Genomic DNA, 19,326 nt, shown 5'->3' on the forward strand with positions numbered 1-19,326 from the left:
CCTGACCGACCCGCCCTGACCCGACCGCACGCAGGAGATACGACGATGTTCGGACGACGCACCACGACCAGCCGCCGACCGCACCGCCCCCGGGCGGTCTGGTGGGCCCTCGCCACCGGCCTGGTGGTCTGCCTGCTCGTCGTCGGCGGGGTCTTCGTGCCCGTGCTCGCCCTGATCGGCGCGGCCGACGGCGGCACCGCTGGTGCGCTCGACGTGCCCGTCGGGTCGATCGCGGGCGCGGCGGCGGTGGGCTTCCTGCTCGCTCTGGCGCTGCTCGGCCTGGTGTTCCTCTCCCGCCACGGCGCCCTCGCCTGGGTGCTGGCGGTGGCGGCGGTCGTCTCGACGCTGCTCGTGTCGCTCTGGCCGCTCTTCGCCACCGCCCTCGCCGGGGTCGATCAGGCTCGCGACGTGTGGCCCTTCATCCAGGACCTCGTGGCGCGGGCGGGCGTCGGCGGCTGACCCGCGCCTCCCGCACCGGCCTCGAGTGGTCGCGATCTGCTCCTGCCCGCCCCGGGGGAGAGCAGATCGCGACCACTCGGTCGTGGGGCGGGGGTCAGGTCGTGAGGCGGAGGAGGGCGACCACGACGACGACGACCGCGCCGAGGCCCGCGACCGCGGCGACGACCCGCGCGCGCACGACGCCGGCGGCGGCCGCCGGCACCGTCCACAGCATCGGGACGAGCACCCAGTCGAGCAGGCGGAGATCGGCGGCCGGCCCGGTGAGCAGCCCCGACCCCGCCCCGGCGACCAGGGCCGCCTGGGCGACGAGGAGCACCGCGAGGGCGGCGGAGAAGACGCCCGAGAAGCGGCTGCCCCGCTGGCGCGTCCGGACGAACGCCCTGACGACGAGGGCAGCGACCAGGCAGGCGACGAGGATGCCGCCGGCGAGGGCCAGGAGGACGATGCCGAGCCCCTCCCAGCCGCTCGGCGACGCGATGACGGCCACGACGAGCACGACGACGACGGTCGCGAGGCCGGCGAGGACGCCCGAGGCCACGGCGGCGAGCGACCGCCCGACCGTCAGCGGGGCGGCGCCGACGGTGCCGCGCCAGCCGCCGCCGCGGAGGGCGGGCGGGAGAGTCGAGAGGTCGGGGAGGCCGTCCCGGTCGTCGTCGGTCATCTGCTGCTCCCTGCTGTCGGGCCCCCGGCCCGTCGCCCCGACGCTAGCGCAGCGGCGCCGAGTGGTCACGATCTGCTCCGCCCCGATCCGGATCGGAGCAGATCGTGACCGCTCGATCGTGGGGAGGGCGGGTCAGGAGTCGCGGGGCGGCCGAGCGAGGTCGGCCAGCGCCGTCACCGTCGGCGTGCCGCCCGGCGGTCTGCCCACCAGCCAGCGGCGGCGACTCCTTCGTGGTGCTGGAACGCCCTCAGGCTCGGCATCCCCTCGGGTGACGGTCGCCGGGCCTTGTCGAAGAACGACCCGGCGACGGCGGCGAGCACGGCGTCGACGTCGTCGGCGGGCACGTCGGCCAGCAGGGGGTGCGACCGGAGGACGGCCTCGACGTCGACGCGCTCGCCGCGCACGAGCACGTCGAGGAGGTAGAGGACGCCGTCGATCCAGCGGGCGCCGATCGCGGCCCACGGCCAGTCGACGAGCCACGCGGTGCCGTCGGCGTCGACGAGCACGTTGTCGGCGCGGCCGTCCAGGTGCAGCAGGTGGTCGCCCGCGGCGGCCTCGGCGGCCCGCGCGGCCGCCGCACGGAGCTCCGGGAGGTCGCGGCGCACCTCGTCCGGGAGCGCGTCGAGCGCACCGTCCGCCTCGAGCCGGTCCCAGCCGGCCGCCTCGCCGCCGAGTTCGTCGGCGGCCTCGGGCAGGCCCTCGAACGCGATCGACCCCCGGGCCACGGGCAGCGTCGCGAACGCGTCCAGGACGGCGTCGACGTCGGAGCCGTCGCGCGCCTCCCCGGGGTGCCGCCCCTCGACGTCGTCGAGGACGAGCGCGACCCAGTCGTCGGAGACCCACGACCCCAGCAGGGCGGGGGCCCGCACGCTGGCGGGCAGCGCCTCGGCGACGGCCAGCTCTCGTCGGTGCAGGTCGGCCGTCTCGGGGCTGCGGCGCCGGTCGGCCGTCTTGACGAAAGCTCGGCGGCCGTCCGCGGCGACGACGCGGTCGGCGCTGCCCGGTGAGAACCCGGCGACCTGGCTGACGGCGGTCACGACGGGGCTGCCGAGCACCCCGGCGACCGCCTCTCGCAGCTCGACGGGCAGGTCGTCCCAGCGGGCACGTGAGGGCGTGGAGTCCATCGGCCCACGCTAGCGCGCAGCGAGCGGCGGGCCGGCGGGTCAGGAGTCGCGGGGTGGCCGGGCGAGGTCGGCCAGCGCCTCGAGCGCCTCGCGGATCGCGGCGTCGGGTCGTTCGTCGTCGCTCTCGACGGCCCACCACCGGAGGGCGGCGTACGTGGCGGCGCTCAGCGCGTCGGCGAGGACGACGATCCGGACCGTCCCGACGAGGTCGGGGCGGCGCTCGGCGATGAACGCCGCGAGCGTCGTCGAGCGGCTGCCCATCCGCGAGCCCACCTGCGTCAACAGCTCGGGGTGCGCCGCGATGATGCGCAGCCGGGCCCGCGTCGCGGCGAGGTCGAGCGCCGGCACCGCGAGGCCCGCGACGAACGCGTCGCCGTAGGCCCCGAGGAGGTCGTCGCCGGGCGGGCTCGACCGGAGCCTGCGCTGCATCTCGTCGCCGACCGGCTCGGCGCCGTCCCAGACGAGGTCGGCCTTGGTGGGGAAGTAGCGGAACAGGCTGCGACGCCCGATGCCGGCCGCCTCGGCGACGTCGGCCATGCTGACCGCGTCGTAGCCGCGCTCCTCGAAGAGGGCGACCGCGGTGCGGGCGAGCGCCGCGGGGTCGATCTCGGCGGGGCGGCCCCGGGTCGGCCGGTCGCCCGCGGAGGCGGGGGCGTCGGCGTCGGCGGTCGGGGGCACGGTCCGAGGGTACCGGCGGTGCGGACGGTCCCGGTGATCAGCTCGCGGAAAGTACTTGCTAAAGTGGAAAGTACTTGCCTAGTGTGGAGGCAGACGGACGGGCACCGAGGCCCGGCCACCACCGAAGGAGCCCCGTCATGAACACCGAGACCCCCGCCTCCGCCCCCAGCCCCGACGAGGCCCGCCGCCTGCTCGCCGAGGCCCGCGCCACCGGCCGGCTCACGACCGCCGCGGCCGGCTGGCCCGCCGTCGCCGTGATGCTCTCGCTCGGCACCGCCGTCTCGATGGGCACCCTCGCGATGGGCCTGACGGCCGGCGCGAACTACCTCGTCGCCCTCGTCGGCCTCCTCGCGTGGGTGCTCGTCGTCGTCGTCTTCCAGCTCGCGGTGATGCGCTCGACCGCCGCCGGCGCCTCCCGCCGCTGGATCGGCTTCATCGTCGCCCTCTTCGTCGTCTACGTGCCGGCGATGATCGTCGTCGCGGGCTCCCAGGGGGAGGCGGTCGTCGCGACGTGCCTGCTGGCCGCGGCCCTCATGGCGATCACCGTGGGCTTCGCGGCCGTCGAGGCCCGGGAGGCCCGGCGATGAGCGATCCGCACCCGCGACTCCGCCTCTCCGAGGTGCTGCACCAGCCGGTGCGCTTCTCGATCACCGCCGCGCTGGCGGCCGCCGACCAGCTCGACTTCGGCGACCTCCGCGACGCCGTGCAGGTGACCGACTCCGCCCTCAGCAAGCAGATCAGCACGCTCGAGACGGCCGGCTTCGTCAGGGTCAAGAAGGGCTTCGTCGGCAAGCGGCCGCGCACGACGCTGTCGCTCACCGCGGCGGGGCGGACGGCGTGGGCCGAGCACCTGGCGACCCTCCGCGAGATCGCCGCCGGCTGAGCCGACCGCCCGAGTCTCGACCGACCGCCCGCGCCTCGACCGCCCGCGGGTGCACGATGGGGCGGCGGCGCCCTCGCCGCCCCGACGGAAGGACCACCCCGTGCAGATCGACCTCACCGGCAAGGCCGCCCTCGTGACGGGCTCGACCCAGGGCATCGGCCGCGCGATCGCGCTCGGCCTCGCCCGCTCGGGCGCGACGGTCGCGGTGAACGGGCGCACCGCCTCCCGCGTGGACGACGCGATCGCGGGGCTCCTCGACGACGCACCGGGCGCCTCCTTCACGGCCGCCCCCGGCGACGTCTCGACGGCGGAGGGCGCGCTCGCGGTGCAGGGCCTCGTGCCCGAGGTCGACGTGCTCGTCAACAACCTCGGCGTCTTCGGCTCGGCCGACCCGCTCTCGATCGACGACGACGAGTGGCGGCGCTACTTCGAGGTGAACGTGCTGTCGGCCGTGCGCCTGACCCGCCTCTACCTGCCCGGCATGACCGGCGCCGGCTGGGGCCGCGTGCTGAACATCGCGAGCGACTCGGCGATCGTGACGCCGGCCGAGATGATCCACTACGGCATGTCGAAGACGTCGCTGCTCGCCGTGTCGCGCGGCTTCGCGAAGGCCGCGGCGGGCACGGGCGTCACCGTCAACTCGGTCATCGCCGGGCCGACCCACACCGACGGCGTCGAGGACTTCGTCTACGAGCTCGTGCCCCGCGACCTGCCGTGGGAGGAGGCGCAGCACCGCTTCATGGTCGAGCACCGGCCGCAGTCGCTGCTGCAGCGGCTGATCGAGCCGGAGGAGATCGCGAACATGGTGGTGTACCTCGCGTCGCCGCTCGCCTCGGCCACGACGGGCGGGGCGCTGCGGGTCGACGGCGGGTACGTCGACTCGATCCTGCCCTGAGGCGGGGGCGGGGCGTCGAGGTGACGCGTCCTGCGCCCTCGGCGGGCGTCGGGGCCCAGGACGGGTCACCTCGGCGTCTGCTCGGCGCCGCCGCCGCAGCCGCCGGCCGCTCTGCGGCGCCGCCGCGGCTCAGTGCACGCGCCGCCCGTCGACCAGGTGCACCACGGCCACGTCGGGCCCGCGCAGCGACGCGTCGTGCGTCGCCTCGACGACCGTCGCCCCGCGCGCCAGCTCCGCGGCGACCGCCCGCCGGATCGCCGCCGTCGCCGCCGCGTCGACCCCCGCGGTCGGCTCGTCGAGCAGCAGCAGCTCGGCTCGCCGGGCCAGCCCCTGCGCGACCAGTGCGCGCTGGCGCTGACCGCCCGAGAGGCTCGCGAGCGGCCGCCCGGCGAGCCCGACGATGTCGAGCGCCTCGAGGCTCTCGTCGACGATCGCGCGGTCGCTCCGGCGCAGCGGGCGCCAGGCGCCGCGGTCGGCCCAGCGCCCCATCGACACGGTCTCGCGCACCGTGATCGGCAGTCGGTCGGTGACGGCGCTCCGCTGCACGACGACCGCCGTCGTCCGCCCGCGGGGCCGCTCGACGGTGCCCGACAGGTCGTCGTGCGTGCTGGCCAGCACGCTCAGCAGCGTCGACTTGCCCGAGCCGTTCGGCCCGACGAGCACGGTCAGCCGCCCCCGCGGCACGTCGACCGACACGTCGTCGAGCGCCACCGCCCCGTCGTGCCGGGCCGTCACGCCGACCAGACGAGCCAGGGGAGGGGCGTCGGGGCCGAGGGAGGCGCGGGTCGGGTCGAGGAGGGCGTCGGCGAGATCTGAGGCAGTCACATGAGAATCATAACGAGAATCGTTTTCATGTAGGGTCGCCGGGTGATGTTCCTCCTCGAGCCCTTCTCCACGGCCTTCCTGCTGCGCGCCCTCGTCGGCGGCGTGCTGGTCGCCGCGCTGTGCGGAGTCGTGGGCACCTGGGTCGTCGTCCGCGGCGCGGCCTTCCTCGGCGAGGCCATGGCCCACGGGGTGCTGCCCGGCGTCGCGACCGCCGCCCTGCTCGGCCTGCCGCCGGTGCTCGGCGCCGCCGTCAGCGCGAGCGTCATGACCGCCGGGGTGAGCATCGCCTCCCGCCGCTCGCGGGTCTCGCCCGACACGGCCATCGGCCTGCTCTACGTCGCCCTGCTCAGCCTCGGCGTCGTGATCGTCTCGCGCTCCCGGTCGTTCGCCACCGACCTCACCGCCGTGCTCTTCGGCGACGTGCTCGCGATCGACGCCGGCGACCTGGGCTTCCTGGCCGTCGCCCTCGTCGTCGCGGTCGCGGTCGTCGTCGCCTTCCACCGACCGTTCGTCGCCCTCGCCTTCGACCCCCGCGTGGCGCGCACCTCGGGCCTCCGGCCGCAGCTCGCCCAGGTGGTGCTGATCGGGCTGGTCACGCTCGTCGTGGTGGCGTCGTACCAGGCCGTCGGCAGCCTGCTCGTCGTCGGCCTGCTGCTCGGCCCCGCGGTCGCGGCCGGCCACTGGATGCGCCGCATCCCGACGACGATGCTGCTCGCCGCCGCCCTCGGCGCCGTCGCCGTCGTCGTGGGGCTCCTCGTCTCGTGGCACGCCTCCACGGCGGCCGGCGCGAGCATCGCGTTCGTCGCGGTGGCCCTCACGGCCGTGTCGGCGGCGGTCCGCGCGACGGCCACGCGCCTCCGGCGCCCCTCCTCCACCTCCGACGCGCACGGCGTTCCTGACGCACCGGCCTCGCCCGACGCGCACGACGCGCACGGCGCGTCGACCGCCCTGCCCGCCCCGACCCCGAAGGAGACGGTCCACCCGTGACCTCGCGCCCCGCCCGCACCTCCCGCCGCCCCGCCCGCTCGTCGACCGTCGGTCGCCGTGCCCTCCTCCTGCCCGTGGCCGTCGCGTCCGCGCTCGCGCTCGCCGCGTGCGGCAGCGGCCCGGCGGCCGACACCGACGACGCCGCCGACCCCGACGCCGCCGCGACCGCCACCACGGGGGCCGGCCACGGCTTCGTGGAGGGCGCCGACGAGCTCCAGGAGCCGCAGCTCCGCCTCGTGGCCCTCGCCGACGGCGCCCTGACCGCCTTCGACCCGGCCACCGAGCAGAGCGTCACCCTCGCCGAGGGGGTCGACGCGACCCGGCTCGGCACCGACGGCCGGTACGTCCTGGCGTCGACCGACGACGGCGCCGTGACCCTGGTCGACGGCGGGGCGTGGACGGTGCCGCACGGCGACCACTCCCACTACTACCTGGCCGACCCGCGCGTCGTCGCGGAGCCCGGCGAGATCGACGGCGGCGACGGAGCGGGGGAGGCGCGGATCGCCTCGAGCGCCTCGCTCACGGCCGTCGCCTTCGACGGCTCGGGGACGGGCGTCGTGCTCGACGGCGAGGCGCTGGCCGACGGCGAGCTCGACGAGCGGGCGCGCGTCGAGGGCCTCGGGGCCGAGGGCGTGCTCGTGCCGCTCGGCGGCCTGCTGGTCGCGAGCACCGCGACGGGCGCCGCCGGCGAGGACGTGGCCGACGCCGTCCGGGTCCTCACGGCCGACGGCGACGAGGTCGACGGCGCTCTCGCCTCCTGCCCCGACCTGCGCGGCGCCGCCGCGACCCGGGTCGGCGTCGTCGTGGGCTGCTCCGACGGCGCCGTGCTGGTGACCGAGGGCGACGACGGCTCGTCCGCGGCGGTCGAGCGCGTCCCGTACCCCGCGGGCACCGCCCCCGCCGACGTCGCGACCGCGTTCGAGCAGCGCCCCGGGCGACCCGCCCTCGCGGCCGTCGCCGGCACCCGCGGTGCCTGGCTGCTCGACGCGCGGGCCCGTGCCTGGACCCTGATCGAGACCCCCGAACCGTTGCTGCGCGCGACCGCGGTCGGCGACCCCGACGACACGGTCGTCGGGGTCGACGCCTCCGGGCGCGTGGTCGTCCTGTCGCCCGACGGGCTCGTGGCGCAGACCGAGCCGCTGCTCGCCGGCGACCTCGTCGACGGCGCCCTGCCCGAGGGCGTCCGGCTCGAGGTCGACGCCTCGCGCAGCTACGTGGCCTCGCCGTCGACCGGCCAGGTGCACGAGATCGACCACGCCGACGCGGCCCGCGTCGCGCGCAGCTTCGCCCTGCCGGCGAGCCTCCTGGTGGAGACGGGCCGATGAGCGCCGCGCGCACCGCCCTGGCCGCCGCCGTCGCGGCGGGTGCCCTGCTCGCCGCCGCCGGCTGCACGGCCGCCGGCCCGGGCACCGCCGGCACCGGCGACCGGCCGCGCGTCGTCGTGACGACGAACATCCTCGGCGACGTCGTCGGCGAGCTCGTCGGCGACCAGGTCGACGTCGTCACCCTGATGCCCCCGGGCGCCGACCCGCACTCCGTCGAGATCTCCGCCCGCGAGGCGGCCGAGATGCTCGACGCCGACCTCGTCGTCTCGAACGGTCTGGGCCTCGAGGAGGGGCTGCAGCAGCACGTCGACGCGGCCGGGGCGGCGGGCGTGCCGGTCGTCGAGGCGGGCGACCTGATCGAGCCGCTCGCCTATGTCGACGGCGACGCGGAGGGCGAGCCCGACCCGCACCTCTGGACCGACACGGGGCGCGTGCTCGACGTCGTCGACGGGCTCGAGCCCGTGCTGGCGACCGAGGTCGACGGGATCGACGTCGACCGCCTGACCGCCGCCACCGCCTCCTACCGGTCCGAGCTCGAGACGCTCGACGCGGAGCTGACCGCGACGTTCGCGGCGATCCCGGCCGAGCGCCGCGCGCTCGTGACGAACCACCACGTCTTCGGCTACCTCGCCGAGCGCTGGGGCTTCCGGGTCGTCGGGGCGGTGCTGCCGAGCGGCACGACCCTGGCGGCGCCGAGCGCCTCTGACCTCGACGACCTCACCGACGCGATCGAGGAGGCGGGGGTCGCCACGATCTTCGCCGACTCGTCCCAGCCCGACCGGCTGGTGCAGGTGCTCGCCGACGAGGCCGACGTCGACGTCGAGGTCGTCGCCCTGCACACCGAGTCGCTCAGCGCCCCCGGCGGGGGCGCCGCCACGTACCTCGAGATGATGCGCTCGAACGAGCAGCTCATCTCGCACGGCCTGTCTCCCTGACCGGCCGCCACCCCGAAGGAAGGACCCCATGACCCAGCGACACCAGCGACACCCGCGACGCCGTCGAGGCCTGGCCGGGCTCGCGCTCACGGCCGGCGCGGCCCTCGCCCTCACCGCCTGCTCGGGAGGCGCGGGCACCGACGCCGAGGCCGGCGCGGGCTCCGAGGCCGGCGGCACCACCGCCTCCGCCGCGCAGCCCCGCGTGGCCCTCACCTACGACGGCGGGCTGCTCGTGCTCGACGCCGACACCCTCGAGCAGCGGGCCGACATCGAGCTGGCCGGCTTCAACCGCGTCAACTCGTCCGGCGACGGGCGCCACGTGCTCGTCTCCACCACCGACGGCTTCCAGGTGCTCGACACGGGCGCCTGGACCACGGCCGACGGCGAGCACCGCGTCGCCGAGCCCGAGCTGACCGACCTCGTCTTCGACGCTCCGACCCCCGGCCACGTGGTGCGCCACGGCGACAAGACGATCCTCTTCTCCGACGGCACGGGCGAGACGACGGTCTTCGACACCGCCGACCTGCTCGACGCCTCGTCGACCGGCGAGCTGCCCGAGACCGAGCAGATCCCGGCGCCCGAGGCCCACCACGGCGTCTCGATCGAGCTCGAGGACGGCACCCTGCTGACGACCATCGGCGACAGCGAGGGCCGCACCGGCGTGCGGGCGCTCGACGCCGACCGCGACGAGATCGCGCGCAGCGAGGAGTGCCCGTCGGTGCACGGCGAGGGCACGACGGCCGACGAGGTGGCCGTGTTCGGCTGCAGCGACGGCGTGCTGGTCTACGACGACGGCACGTTCACCAAGCTGCCCGCCGCGGACGCCTACGGCCGCACGGGCAACGCGTACGTCACCGACTCGTCGCCGGTGATGTTCGGCGACTACAACTCGGACCCCGACTCCGAGGGCTACGAGCTCACGCAGCTGACCATGGTCGACACCGCGGCGAAGTCGTCGAGCGTGGTCGACCTGCCCGAGGGCGTCGCCTACACCTGGAAGGGCGTCGCCCGCACCGCCGACGACGACGTGCTCGTGCTCGGCACCGACGGGGCGCTGCACCGCCTCGACGGCGAGACCGGCGAGGCCACCGACTCGTGGCCGGTCATCGACCCGTGGACGGGCCCGGCCGAGTGGCAGGACTCGCACCCGAGCCTGACCGTGGTCGGCGACTCGGCGTGGGTCACCGACGCGGCGACGCGCTCGATCCACCGCGTCGACGCGGCGACCGGCGAGGTGCTGGCCTCGGCCGAGCTGCCGGCCGCGCCGAACGAGATCGCCGTCGTCACGGGCTGACGCCCGAGCGACGAGTCGACGCCCCGGGGAGGCGCGGTGCCGGTGCGACCGGCAGCGCGCCTCCCCGGGGTCCGTCCGTCTGGAGCGCCCGCGCCTCAGGCCGTCGGCTCGGCGACGACGTGGTGCCGCCCGAGCGGGAGCATCATCGGCGCGCCCGTCGTGGGGTCGGCGACCACACGGCTGTCGAGGCCGAACACGGCTCGGACGCAGTCCTCCGTCAGCACCTCGGCGGGGGCGCCCGCCGCGTGCACGCGGCCCGCCGCCAGGGCGACGAGGTGGTCGGCGTAGCGCGCCGCGAGGTTGAGGTCGTGCAGCACCATGACGATCGTCGTGCCGCGACGGCGGTTGAGGTCGGTCAACAGGTCGAGCACCTCGACCTGGTGGCTGACGTCGAGGAAGGTCGTCGGCTCGTCGAGCAGCAGCACGTCGGTCTGCTGGGCGAGCGCCATGGCGATCCAGACGCGCTGGCGCTGGCCGCCCGAGAGCTCGTCGACCGACCGGTCGGCGAGGGCGGTCGTCTCGGTGGCCTCGAGCGCCTCGGCGACGGCGCGGTCGTCGTCGCTGCTCCAGCGCGAGAGGAGGCCCTGGTGCGGGTGGCGGCCGCGGCCGACGAGGTCTGCGACGGTGATGCCCTCCGGCGCGACGGGCGACTGCGGCAGCAGGCCGAGGGTGCGGGCGAGCTGGCGCGCCGGGGTGCGGTGCACCTCGCGCCCGTCGAGCACGACCTGGCCCGACCGGGGCTTGAGGAGGCGCGACATCGACCGCAGGAGCGTCGACTTGCCGCAGGCGTTGGCCCCCACGATGGCGGTGATCCGCCCGGGCGGCACGACGAGGCTGAGGTCGTCGACGACGGTGAGCTCGCCGTAGCCGAGGGTGAGGTGCTCGGCGTCGAGCGTGTGGTCGGCGGTCACAGGGAGCCTCCCGATCGGTTGGTGCGGACGATGAGCCAGATCAGGTACGGAGCGCCCAGCACGCCCGTGACGACCCCGACGGGGAAGCGCGTGCCGAGCGCGTACTGCCCGACGACATCGGCGACGAGCACGAGCAGGGCGCCCACCAGGGCCGACGGCACGAGCAGCGAGCCGCTCGGCCCGACCAGGCGGGCCGCGATCGGCCCGGAGAGGAAGGCCACGAACGCGATCGGCCCGCAGGCGGCCGTCGCGAACGAGATGAGCCCGACCGCGGCGACGATGACCACGAGGCGCGTGCGGTCGACCCGCACGCCGAGCGCCGACGCAGCGTCGTCGCCGAGCTGCGTCGCCGCGAGGTCGCGCGACCGGCTGAGCAGCAGCGGCGTCAGCACGACCAGGGCCACGAGCACGGGCACGACCTGGGGCCAGCTGCTGCCGTTGAGGCTGCCGGTGAGCCAGCGGGTCGCCTCCTGCAGGTCCCACTGCGCGGCGTTCGACAGCACGTACGCCGTCAGGCTGTCGAGCATCGCGGCGACGCCGATGCCGACGAGCACGAGCCGCGTGCCGGCGACCCCGCCGCGCTTCGACAGCAGGTAGACGAGCACCGCGACCGCCAGGCCGGCGGCGATGGCGAAGGCCGAGACCTGGCCGTCGTCGAGCGACAGCGTCACGATGGCGAAGGCGGCGGCGGCGCTGGCCCCCGAGCTGATGCCGATGATGTCGGGGCTCGCGAGCGGGTTTCGGAGCATCGTCTGGAAGGTCACGCCGCCGAGGCCGAAGCAGAGGCCCGCGGCGACGGCGAGCACCGCGCGGGGGAGGCGCAGGCGCCCGACCGTGAAGGTCGCGCCGGGCACGTCCTGCCCGAGCACCACGCCCAGCACCTCGCCGGGGCCGTAGAAGGTGCGGCCGACCATGAGGCTCAGCACGAAGACGACGACGAGGGCGGCGACGAGCACGCCGACCACGGCCCGACGCCGGCGGCCCCGCCGGGCACGGCCTGCGGCGACCGACGCGGCGACGGCGTCGAGGCGGCTCGAGCCGGGGCGGGCGGGCTCGCCGCCGGGCCCGCGGGGCGGCACGGGCGTCGACGCCCGGAGGTCGGTCGGCGCGCTCACAGGGCCTTCACCTTCGAGCGTCGGACGATCCAGATGAACACGGGCGCTCCGATCAGGGCGGTGACGATCCCGACGTCGATCTCGGCCGGGCGGGCCACGACGCGGCCGACGACGTCGGCGCCCGTGAGCAGCACGGCGCCGGCGACGGCCGAGAAGGGCAGCAGCCAGCGGTGGTCGACGCCGGTGAGCAGCCTGCAGGCGTGCGGCACGACGAGGCCGACGAAGCCGATCGGGCCGGTGACGGCGGTGGCCGCCCCGCAGAGCACGACGGCGCCGAGCGCGGCGGCCCCGCGGGCGACGGCGACGCGCTCGCCGAGGCCGGCCGCGAGGTCGTCGCCGAGGGCGAGGGAGTTGAGGGCCTTGGCCGAGAGCAGGCAGACGACGACGCCCACGACGAGGAAGGGCGCGACCTGCTCGAGGCTCGCCCAGGTGCCGCCGCCGACCCCGCCGATCTGCCACGAGCGGATGCTCGACGCGATGTCGCCCCGGGGCAGCGCGATCGCGGTGATGAACGAGGCCAGGGCCGCCGAGGTGGCCGCGCCGGCGAGCGCGAGCTTGAGCGGCGTCGCCCCGCCCCGGCCGAGCGAGCCGATCGCGTAGACGACGAGCGCCGTGGCGCCGGCGCCCGCGACGGCGACCCAGATCGTCGTGGTCGAGGCGCTGAGGCCGAAGAACGCGATGCCCGCGACGACGGCGAGGGAGGCGCCGGTGTTGACCCCGAGGATCCCCGGGTCGGCCAGGGGGTTGCGTGTCACGCCCTGCATCACGGCGCCGGAGACGGCGAGGGCCGCGCCCGCCGCGACGGCGAGCACGGTGCGCGGCACCCGTTTCGCGACCGACGCGCGGTCGAAGCCGTCGGTCGCGCCGCCGAGGGCCGCCCACACGTCGGCGAGCGACACGTCGCGCGAGCCGACCGTCACGCTGAGCAGCACCACGCCGACCAGCACGGCCACCAGCACGAGCAGCCAGACGGCGCGCAGACGCCGCGGGCGTCGCACGACGGCGACGCCCGCGGCGGGCAGCGGGGGGGCTGTGGTCACTACGACTTCGCGGCGGCCTGCGAGAGGAGGTCGACGTAGTCGTCGAGGATCCACGAGATCGACAGCGGCGTCGGGTTGGCAGCCGTGCCGAGCGGGGTGGTGCCGGGCAGGGCGACGATGGCGCCGTTCTTCACCGCGGGCATCTGCGAGAGCACCGGGTCGGCCTCGAGGGCGTCGACGAGGGTCTCGTCGCCGTAGGTGACGATCACGTCGACGTCGTCGAACGCGTCGGCCTGCTCGGCGCTCTGCGTCAGCGAGAACAGCTCGGTCGCGTCGCTGGCCTCGGTGATGCTGCCGGGCTGCTCGAGGCCGAGGTCGTCGAAGAACTGCACGCGGGTGTCGTGCGTCGTGTAGAAGCTGACCTCGCTGAGGTCGCCGGTGTCGACGTGGGTGAGGAACATCGCCGAGGTGCCGGCGAGCTCGGGGTGGGCGTCGGCGGTGTCGCTGATCTCGGACTCGAGGTCGCTGACCAGCTGCTCGCCCTCGTCGGCCATGCCCATGGCCTCGCTGTTGAGCTCGATCATGTCGCGCCAGGCGGTGCCCCACGCGGTCTCGGGGTAGGCGACGACGGGCGCGATCTCGCTGAGGGTGTCGTAGTCCTCCTGCGTCAGGCCCGAGTACGCGGCGAGGATGACGTCGGGGTCGGTGTCGGCCACGGCCTCGAAGTCGATGCCGTCGGTCTCGTCGAAGAGCACGGGGGTCTCGGCGTCGAGCTCGGTGAGCTTCTCCTCGACCCAGGGCAGCAGGCCGTCGCCGTCGTCGTCGCCGAAGTTCGCGGCGGCCATCCCGACGGGCACGACGCCGAGGGCCAGCGGCACCTCGTGGTTCGCCCAGGCGACCGTGGCGACGCGCTCGGGCTTCGTCTCGATCGTCGTCGTGCCGAGGGCGTGCTCGATCGTGATCGGCGTGAACCCGGACGACCCCGAGGAGGCGTCGGTCGAGTCGCCGGCGTCGGCGGAGCACCCGGCGAGGCCGAGGGCGAGGGCGGATGCTGCGCTGATCGCGAGCAGGCGCGTGGTGCGGGGCATGGGTGTCCTTCCGGGACGGGTGCAGGGGCCCGGCTCGACGCTCCGGGAGGGCGTGCTCGGGAGCACGCCGCGTCGCAGGGGCGCTCGTGATCGGAGCGACCCGTGGTCGGCCTTAGGTGAGCCTTACCTTAGCAGTGGCCCCGTCGCGATCGGCAAGCCGGTCGTTCGGCGTCGAGTGATCGTCAAGATCGTGCACGACCCGCAGAGAAGGGCGGCATCATCCCGATGACCTTCTCGCAGGCCTCGACGAGGGCGAGGGAGTCCTGGAGGTTGTCGCGGACATCGTCCGGGTGGAGATCGGTGAGCGTGTAGTCGCCCTCGTGCCGCAGTCGCCTGACGACGTCGTAGACCCCCAGCAGCCCTCTCCCGCCGCCGAGCATCGACTGGACGGCTCGACGAGGGGCGATGTGCCCGCCCTTCTTGGTGGATCTGAGACCGCGGTCGAGGAGCACGGCCTCCAGCGCCTTCCTGTTGCCGGCGTGCAGGGCGTCGGCGGCGATCTCCGTGTCGTCGTCGATCAACGACCGCGCTGTCTCCACGTGTCGGCGGGCCTTGGTCAGCAGCGCTCTCGCGCCCGCGGCATCGGCGGGACAGGCCTCCAGGTCTCCGTCGGAGACCATCGCTTCGAGATCGGCCTGCCCGTAGCTCACGGGAGCAGCTCCAGCCTCGGCTCGCCGAGGATCCTCGTCACGATCTCGTCCTCAGCAGCGTCCCAGCGGTCATCGCTCAAGAATGTCACATTCACCTCGCGTCGCAGGGCCTGGTCGAGCGGGTCGAGGGCGTCGTAGACATCGCGACGGACCGGGCTCCCGACGATGAGCAGGTCGATGTCGTCCGGCGCCGCTCCCGGGGCTCCCGTGGACCGCGCGGCGAACGACCCGAAGATGAGGGCCCGGCTGATGCCGGGGACATCCGCGAGTGCCGTCGTGATCAGGGCCTGCGGGCCGCGCGACAGGGTGATGAGCGTCCGCAGCGGCGCGACGGCAGGGTTCGCCTCGTCGGGAGCGAACAGTGCGCTGCGGCCGACCGTGGTGCGCACGAGCAGCCCTGCGTCGACGAGCCTCGTCAGCTCGCGGTGGAGAGTCGGCTGGCTCGCGCCCGTCGCGGTGATGATCTCCCGCGTCGAGAGCGGCCGATCGCTCAGCAGGAGTGCTTCGAGCGCAGCAGCCTGTGCCTCCGTCTTGAAGATCGGGAGGGTGCCGTCGTTCCTATTCATGATGTGGATCATGCTATTCATTTTCTGCATGAACGTGGGAATGTCCGTGTCGGAGGTGGCGGGTAGACAAGGGGCGATGACTCCCTCGCCGCTGCTCGACGTCCGTCGCATCTACGCCGAGCCCGAGGCGGCGGCGTCGCCCCGCGGGCAGGAGATCATCGGGCGCTGGCCCGAGGCCACCGTCGTGCCGGTCGAGTCGCACTGGCGGATCCCCGAGGTGCACGGCGACGAGGCGAACGTGCGCCGGTGGGTGCGCATCAAGACCGAGGCCCTCGTGCTCGGCGTCAAGAAGAGCGTCGTCACCCGGCCGAACGGGCGCTCGGCCGACTTCATCGCCCCGTCGCTGGCGAACGGCTGCGCGATGGCCTGCGTCTACTGCTACGTGCCGCGGCGCAAGGGCTACAGCAACCCGGTCACGCTCTTCACGAACGTCGAGCAGATCTCGCGGCACCTCGCGCGTCACGTGCAGAAGCAGGGCCCGAAGACCGAGCCGAACCAGTGCGACCCCGAGGCGTGGGTCTACGACATCGGCGAGAACAGCGACTGCTCGGTCGACGCGCTGCTCGCCGAGAACGTGCGCGACGTCTGCGAGCTCTTCCGCATGACGCCGACGGCCAAGGCCTCGTTCGCCACGAAGTACGTCAACCGCGACCTGCTCGACTGGGACCCCCAGGGCCGCTCGCGCATCCGTTTCTCGCTGATGCCGGCGGAGGTCGCCAAGGTCACCGACCTCCGCACGAGCCCGATGAGCGAGCGGATCGCCGCGGTGAACGACTTCGTCGCGGCGGGGTGGGAGGTGCACCTCAACTTCTCGCCGGTGATCATGACGCCGGGGTGGCTCGACGACTGGCGCGAGCTGCTGCGGGAGGTCGACGACGTGCTGTCGCCGGCGGCCAAGGAGCAGGCGGCGGCGGAGATGATCTTCCTGACGCACAACGCCGCCCTGCACGAGGTGAACGAGCGCTGGCACCCGAGGGGCGAGGAGCTGATCTGGCGCCCTGACCTCCAGGAGGCCAAGACCTCCGAGAACGGGGCGGAGAACCTGCGCTACCGGTACGACCTCAAGGCACAGGGGGTCGCCGCCCTCACGGCGCTCGTCGCCGAGGTCGCGCCGTGGTGCCGCATCCGGTACGCCTTCTGACCGGAGAGGTACCCTTGTCGTCGTGTCCGCCTCCCTCAGTTCGTCGTCGTGCCGTCGTGCGCGCGTGCGGGCTCAGGCGTTCCCCAACCGCCTGGTGCTGACGAAGCGCACCTGCGGCACGAACGGCTGGATGAGCCTCTGGGGCAGCAACGCCCACGGCGAGATCGCCGGCTGCCCGCCGCCAGCGGCGTAGACCTGCGGGCCCCGAGCCCGGCAGGTCGCCCCCCGACCCGTCACCGCTCGACTCGACCCCTCTAGGACACCGTGCCCGACTCCGCCACGCCCGCCCCCGCCTCCTCGACGCCGCCCTCGCCCTCGGCGGCGCCCGCCTCCCGGGCCCAGCGCCTCTCGCGCTTCGTCAGCCGTGACACCACGGGCGGCCTGCTGCTGCTCGGGGCGACCGTGCTCGCCCTGGTCATCGCGAACAGCCCGGCCGGCTCGTTCTACGCGCAGGTCCGTGACACCACCTTCGGCCCCGAGGCGCTGCACCTCCACCTCAGCGTCGGCACCTGGGCCGCCGACGGCCTGCTCGCGATCTTCTTCTTCGTCGTCGGCCTCGAGCTCAAGCAGGAGTTCGTCGCCGGCTCGCTGCGCGACCCCCGGGTGGCCACCCTGCCGATCGCCGCGGCCGTGGGCGGCGTCGCCCTGCCGGCGCTGATCTTCACCGCGATCAACATCGGTGCCGGGCCCGACGCGCTGCAGGGCTGGGCCATCCCCGCCGCCACCGACATCGCCTTCGCGGTGGCCGTCGTCGCGGTCGTGGGCAAGCGGCTGCCCCCGGCGCTCCGCACCTTCCTGCTCACCCTGGCCGTGGTGGACGACCTCATCGCCATCACGATCATCGCGATCTTCTACACGGCGGGCATCGCGGTCGTGCCGCTCCTGCTCGCCCTGCTGCCGCTCGCCGCGTTCGCCGTGCTCGTGCGCCGCGGGGTCCGCTCGTGGTGGCTGCTCATCCCGCTCGGCGTCGTCGCGTGGGCCCTCGTGCACGCTTCGGGCATCCACGCCACGATCGCGGGCGTCGCGCTGGGCCTGCTGGTGCCGGCGATCGCCACCCGGCGGGCCGGCGTGACGCACGTCGACGCCGACGGCCACGAGGAGCGCCACGCGCTCACGCACCACTTCGCCGAGCGTTGGAGCCCGATCTCGTCGGGCGTCGCCGTGCCGATCTTCGCCTTCTTCTCGGCGGGCGTCTCGGTGGGCGGCTTCTCGGGCCTCACCGAGTCGCTCCGCGACAGCGTCGCGATCGGCATCGTCGTCGCCCTCGTGGTGGGCAAGTCGGTCGGCATAACGGGGGCATCGCTGCTGGTGACGCGCCTCCCCGGCATCAAGCTCGACCCGAGCCTCCGCTGGCCCGACGTCGTCGGCCTCTCGCTCGTCGCGGGCATCGGGTTCACCGTCTCGTTGCTCGTCGGCGAGCTCGCCTACGGCACCGGCAGCGAGCAGGACGACGTGGTCAAGGTCGGCGTGCTCGTCGGGTCGCTCATCTCAGCCGTGCTCGGCGGCGTCGTGCTGTCGGCGCGCGGCCGCTGGCACGAGCGCCACCGGACCGAGCAGGGCGTCACCGCCCCGTAGCCTGGCCCGATGAACGAGCGCGACGACGACGTCCGCCGCCGGATGGCGGCCCACGAGCTGTACACCGACGGGGGCCCGGGCCTGGAGGACCTCGCCGAGCGGCGCGTGCGCGGCAAGGAGCTCGCGTACGACTACAACGCGACGCGGCCGCGGGAGACCGAGCGTCGCCGCGAGATCCTCGACGAGATGCTCGGCTCGGTCGGCACCGGGGTCTGGGTCGAGCCCCCGCTGCACGTGGCCTACGGCGACAACGTCGTGCTCGGCGACGAGGTCTACGTGAACTTCGGCCTGACCGTGGTCGACGACGTGGCCGTCGTGGTCGGCGACCGGGTGATGATCGCGCCGAACGTGACCATCAGCACCACCGGGCACCCGGTGCACCCCGAGGTGCGGCGCGACGGCAGCCAGTTCTCGGCGCCGGTCCACCTCGGCGACGACGTCTGGGTCGGCGCGGGCGCGGTCATCCTGCCCGGCGTGACGGTCGGCGCCGGCTCGGTCGTCGCGGCCGGGGCCGTCGTGACGGCCCACGTGCCGCCGATGGTCGTCGTCGGGGGAGTGCCGGCGCGGGTCCTCCGTGAGGTCACCGACGCCGACCGCGACCACCGCTGGCGCGAGCCGCGCTCGCTCTGAGGCCGGCAGCCCGGGGGAGCAGGGCTCCCGAGGAGTCGCGGGTCGGGCCTCAGGCGCCGGCCGGCAGCGGGGCGCGGAACCAGTCGAGCAGCGACCGGACCGACGGCTCGAGGTCCGGGCGCGAGCGCGCGACGTCGAGCGAGGCGCCCGACACGTCGGCGTAGCCCGGGATCTCGTCGACGAGGGTGTCGGTCGTGGCGCGGTAGCCCATCGTCCACGCGCCGAAGCGGCGCTCGTCGATGGTCTCGCGGAGCAGGACGTCGAGGTCGGTGTGGCGGGGGTCGGCGGCGATGAGCGCGTAGCGCTGCTGGACGGCCTCCTCGGGCCCCTCGAGCACCTGGACGAACCGGCCCTGCTTGTGCATGAGGAAGCCGGAGAGACCCAGGCGACGGTTGTTGGCGCGGCTGTTCATCAGCAGGGTGGCGAGGTCGCCGTCCGAGAACGGGGTGCGGGCGGCACTGGTGTAGACGAGCGAGAGCACGGGGTCCTTCCGAGAGAGGTGCTCACCGAGCCTGCCCCATCCCGGCACCCGGTGCCACACCCCGATCTGGGGCGTGCCGGGAGCGCGCCGGAGGCGTGGCGGGGTGCGACCACGTGCGACGAG

Annotated in this window: 23 protein-coding genes; 12 read left to right on the forward strand and 11 right to left on the reverse strand. The window is 74.8% G+C overall.

The annotated features are described in order from the left end of the window. Window positions 1–45 precede the first annotated feature (45 nt). Window positions 46–459, forward strand: coding sequence for a hypothetical protein (locus F1C15_RS12135; protein ID WP_056052408.1), 414 nt, complete (start codon window positions 46–48; stop codon window positions 457–459). 94 nt (window positions 460–553) lie between these two features. Here F1C15_RS12135 and F1C15_RS12140 read toward each other — a convergent pair whose 3' ends face one another. The 3 genes from F1C15_RS12140 to F1C15_RS12150 all read right to left on the reverse strand — a co-directional run bounded on the left by F1C15_RS12140 (window position 554) and on the right by F1C15_RS12150 (window position 2,922). Next, a complete protein-coding gene (locus F1C15_RS12140) occupies window positions 554–1,120 on the reverse strand; it encodes a hypothetical protein (protein WP_185231468.1) in 567 nt (188 codons plus the stop codon). Between the two features lie 173 nt (window positions 1,121–1,293). Further along, window positions 1,294–2,244, reverse strand: a complete 951-nt coding sequence (locus tag F1C15_RS12145) for an aminoglycoside phosphotransferase family protein (protein ID WP_185231470.1) — start codon at window positions 2,242–2,244, stop codon at window positions 1,294–1,296. Window positions 2,245–2,283: 39 nt separating this feature from the next. Beyond that, window positions 2,284–2,922 (reverse strand): TetR/AcrR family transcriptional regulator, encoded by a 639-nt coding sequence (locus F1C15_RS12150; RefSeq protein ID WP_185231472.1) that lies wholly within the window; start codon window positions 2,920–2,922, stop codon window positions 2,284–2,286. Window positions 2,923–3,059: 137 nt separating this feature from the next. On the opposite strand from F1C15_RS12150, the gene F1C15_RS12155 reads away from it, so the two are divergent. The 3 genes from F1C15_RS12155 (at window position 3,060) to F1C15_RS12165 (ending at window position 4,700) form a co-directional block, all read left to right on the forward strand. Beyond that, window positions 3,060–3,509: a hypothetical protein gene (locus F1C15_RS12155; protein WP_056052420.1), complete on the forward strand. Its 450-nt coding sequence runs from the start codon at window positions 3,060–3,062 to the stop codon at window positions 3,507–3,509. Continuing rightward, complete coding sequence (locus tag F1C15_RS12160) at window positions 3,506–3,805, forward strand: transcriptional regulator (RefSeq protein WP_056052422.1); 300 nt, start codon at window positions 3,506–3,508, stop codon at window positions 3,803–3,805. The genes F1C15_RS12155 and F1C15_RS12160 overlap by 4 nt, the downstream gene beginning before the upstream one ends. Window positions 3,806–3,905: 100 nt before the next feature. Beyond that, a complete protein-coding gene (locus tag F1C15_RS12165; RefSeq protein WP_185231474.1) occupies window positions 3,906–4,700 on the forward strand; it encodes an SDR family NAD(P)-dependent oxidoreductase in 795 nt (264 codons plus the stop codon). A gap of 129 nt (window positions 4,701–4,829) precedes the next feature. Here F1C15_RS12165 and aztA read toward each other — a convergent pair whose 3' ends face one another. Next, window positions 4,830–5,525 carry a zinc ABC transporter ATP-binding protein AztA gene (gene aztA / locus F1C15_RS12170; RefSeq protein WP_255465235.1) on the reverse strand — a complete coding sequence of 232 codons (696 nt, stop codon included), beginning with the start codon at window positions 5,523–5,525 and terminating at the stop codon, window positions 4,830–4,832. 42 nt (window positions 5,526–5,567) lie between these two features. Here aztA and aztB point away from each other — a divergent pair, with 42 nt between their 5' ends. From aztB to aztD, 4 genes are read left to right on the forward strand one after another with little or no spacing between them, the layout of a single operon-like run. Further along, the gene (gene aztB / locus F1C15_RS12175; protein ID WP_185231476.1) at window positions 5,568–6,512 is read left to right on the forward strand and encodes a zinc ABC transporter permease AztB; all 945 of its coding nucleotides are present in this window, start codon (window positions 5,568–5,570) and stop codon (window positions 6,510–6,512) included. Further along, the gene (locus F1C15_RS12180; protein WP_185231478.1) at window positions 6,509–7,837 is read left to right on the forward strand and encodes an ABC transporter; all 1,329 of its coding nucleotides are present in this window, start codon (window positions 6,509–6,511) and stop codon (window positions 7,835–7,837) included. Before aztB ends, F1C15_RS12180 begins: the two co-directional genes overlap by 4 nt. After that, entirely contained in the window at window positions 7,834–8,772 is a 939-nt protein-coding gene (gene aztC / locus F1C15_RS12185) for a zinc ABC transporter substrate-binding protein AztC (protein ID WP_185231480.1), read from the forward strand. Before F1C15_RS12180 ends, aztC begins: the two co-directional genes overlap by 4 nt. 28 nt (window positions 8,773–8,800) lie before the next feature. Next, a complete protein-coding gene (gene aztD, locus F1C15_RS12190) occupies window positions 8,801–10,066 on the forward strand; it encodes a zinc metallochaperone AztD (RefSeq protein ID WP_185231482.1) in 1,266 nt (421 codons plus the stop codon). 95 nt (window positions 10,067–10,161) lie between these two features. Here aztD and F1C15_RS12195 read toward each other — a convergent pair whose 3' ends face one another. From F1C15_RS12195 to F1C15_RS12220, 6 genes are all read right to left on the reverse strand, one after another. Continuing rightward, the gene (locus F1C15_RS12195; RefSeq protein ID WP_056052440.1) at window positions 10,162–10,977 is read right to left on the reverse strand and encodes an ABC transporter ATP-binding protein; all 816 of its coding nucleotides are present in this window, start codon (window positions 10,975–10,977) and stop codon (window positions 10,162–10,164) included. Then, window positions 10,974–12,092 carry an iron chelate uptake ABC transporter family permease subunit gene (locus F1C15_RS12200; RefSeq protein WP_255465237.1) on the reverse strand — a complete coding sequence of 373 codons (1,119 nt, stop codon included), beginning with the start codon at window positions 12,090–12,092 and terminating at the stop codon, window positions 10,974–10,976. Before F1C15_RS12200 ends, F1C15_RS12195 begins: the two co-directional genes overlap by 4 nt. Further along, a complete protein-coding gene (locus F1C15_RS12205) occupies window positions 12,089–13,132 on the reverse strand; it encodes an iron ABC transporter permease (protein WP_200931959.1) in 1,044 nt (347 codons plus the stop codon). The genes F1C15_RS12200 and F1C15_RS12205 overlap by 4 nt, the downstream gene beginning before the upstream one ends. Continuing rightward, window positions 13,132–14,160, reverse strand: a complete 1,029-nt coding sequence (locus F1C15_RS12210) for an iron-siderophore ABC transporter substrate-binding protein (RefSeq protein ID WP_056052442.1) — start codon at window positions 14,158–14,160, stop codon at window positions 13,132–13,134. The genes F1C15_RS12205 and F1C15_RS12210 overlap by 1 nt, the downstream gene beginning before the upstream one ends. Before the next feature lie 182 nt (window positions 14,161–14,342). Continuing rightward, on the reverse strand, window positions 14,343–14,810 hold the full coding sequence (locus F1C15_RS12215) for a hypothetical protein (RefSeq protein ID WP_185231484.1): 468 nt from the start codon (window positions 14,808–14,810) through the stop codon (window positions 14,343–14,345). Further along, window positions 14,807–15,388: a MarR family transcriptional regulator gene (locus F1C15_RS12220; protein ID WP_185231485.1), complete on the reverse strand. Its 582-nt coding sequence runs from the start codon at window positions 15,386–15,388 to the stop codon at window positions 14,807–14,809. The genes F1C15_RS12215 and F1C15_RS12220 overlap by 4 nt, the downstream gene beginning before the upstream one ends. Window positions 15,389–15,452: 64 nt before the next feature. Here F1C15_RS12220 and F1C15_RS12225 point away from each other — a divergent pair, with 64 nt between their 5' ends. The 4 genes from F1C15_RS12225 (at window position 15,453) to F1C15_RS12240 (ending at window position 18,722) form a co-directional block, all read left to right on the forward strand. Further along, complete coding sequence (locus tag F1C15_RS12225; RefSeq protein ID WP_056052445.1) at window positions 15,453–16,517, forward strand: spore photoproduct lyase family protein; 1,065 nt, start codon at window positions 15,453–15,455, stop codon at window positions 16,515–16,517. A gap of 22 nt (window positions 16,518–16,539) precedes the next feature. Continuing rightward, window positions 16,540–16,710, forward strand: coding sequence for a hypothetical protein (locus tag F1C15_RS12230; protein ID WP_156369882.1), 171 nt, complete (start codon window positions 16,540–16,542; stop codon window positions 16,708–16,710). Window positions 16,711–16,781: 71 nt separating this feature from the next. Continuing rightward, window positions 16,782–18,092 (forward strand): Na+/H+ antiporter NhaA, encoded by a 1,311-nt coding sequence (gene nhaA / locus F1C15_RS12235; RefSeq protein ID WP_185231486.1) that lies wholly within the window; start codon window positions 16,782–16,784, stop codon window positions 18,090–18,092. Between the two features lie 9 nt (window positions 18,093–18,101). Further along, window positions 18,102–18,722, forward strand: coding sequence for a maltose acetyltransferase domain-containing protein (locus tag F1C15_RS12240; RefSeq protein ID WP_056052449.1), 621 nt, complete (start codon window positions 18,102–18,104; stop codon window positions 18,720–18,722). 49 nt (window positions 18,723–18,771) lie between these two features. Here F1C15_RS12240 and F1C15_RS12245 read toward each other — a convergent pair whose 3' ends face one another. Beyond that, window positions 18,772–19,203, reverse strand: a complete 432-nt coding sequence (locus F1C15_RS12245) for a BLUF domain-containing protein (protein WP_056052452.1) — start codon at window positions 19,201–19,203, stop codon at window positions 18,772–18,774. Window positions 19,204–19,326: the final 123 nt, after the last annotated feature.

It is taken from the genome of Frigoribacterium sp. NBH87 (assembly GCF_014217665.1).
Lineage (GTDB): Bacteria > Actinomycetota > Actinomycetes > Actinomycetales > Microbacteriaceae > Frigoribacterium > Frigoribacterium endophyticum.

Excerpts from the sequence above, each read along its gene's own strand:
- F1C15_RS12135 (WP_056052408.1), top strand. The coding sequence starts at position 46 with ATGTTCGGACGACGCACCACGACCAGCCGCCGACCGCACCGCCCCCGG.
- F1C15_RS12140 (WP_185231468.1), bottom strand. The coding sequence starts at position 1,120 with ATGACCGACGACGACCGGGACGGCCTCCCCGACCTCTCGACTCTCCCG.
- F1C15_RS12145 (WP_185231470.1), bottom strand. The coding sequence starts at position 2,244 with ATGGACTCCACGCCCTCACGTGCCCGCTGGGACGACCTGCCCGTCGAG.
- F1C15_RS12155 (WP_056052420.1), top strand. The coding sequence starts at position 3,060 with ATGAACACCGAGACCCCCGCCTCCGCCCCCAGCCCCGACGAGGCCCGC.
- F1C15_RS12160 (WP_056052422.1), top strand. The coding sequence starts at position 3,506 with ATGAGCGATCCGCACCCGCGACTCCGCCTCTCCGAGGTGCTGCACCAG.
- aztC (WP_185231480.1), top strand. The coding sequence starts at position 7,834 with ATGAGCGCCGCGCGCACCGCCCTGGCCGCCGCCGTCGCGGCGGGTGCC.
- aztD (WP_185231482.1), top strand. The coding sequence starts at position 8,801 with ATGACCCAGCGACACCAGCGACACCCGCGACGCCGTCGAGGCCTGGCC.
- F1C15_RS12210 (WP_056052442.1), bottom strand. The coding sequence starts at position 14,160 with ATGCCCCGCACCACGCGCCTGCTCGCGATCAGCGCAGCATCCGCCCTC.
- F1C15_RS12220 (WP_185231485.1), bottom strand. The coding sequence starts at position 15,388 with ATGATCCACATCATGAATAGGAACGACGGCACCCTCCCGATCTTCAAG.
- F1C15_RS12225 (WP_056052445.1), top strand. The coding sequence starts at position 15,453 with ATGACTCCCTCGCCGCTGCTCGACGTCCGTCGCATCTACGCCGAGCCC.
- F1C15_RS12240 (WP_056052449.1), top strand. The coding sequence starts at position 18,102 with ATGAACGAGCGCGACGACGACGTCCGCCGCCGGATGGCGGCCCACGAG.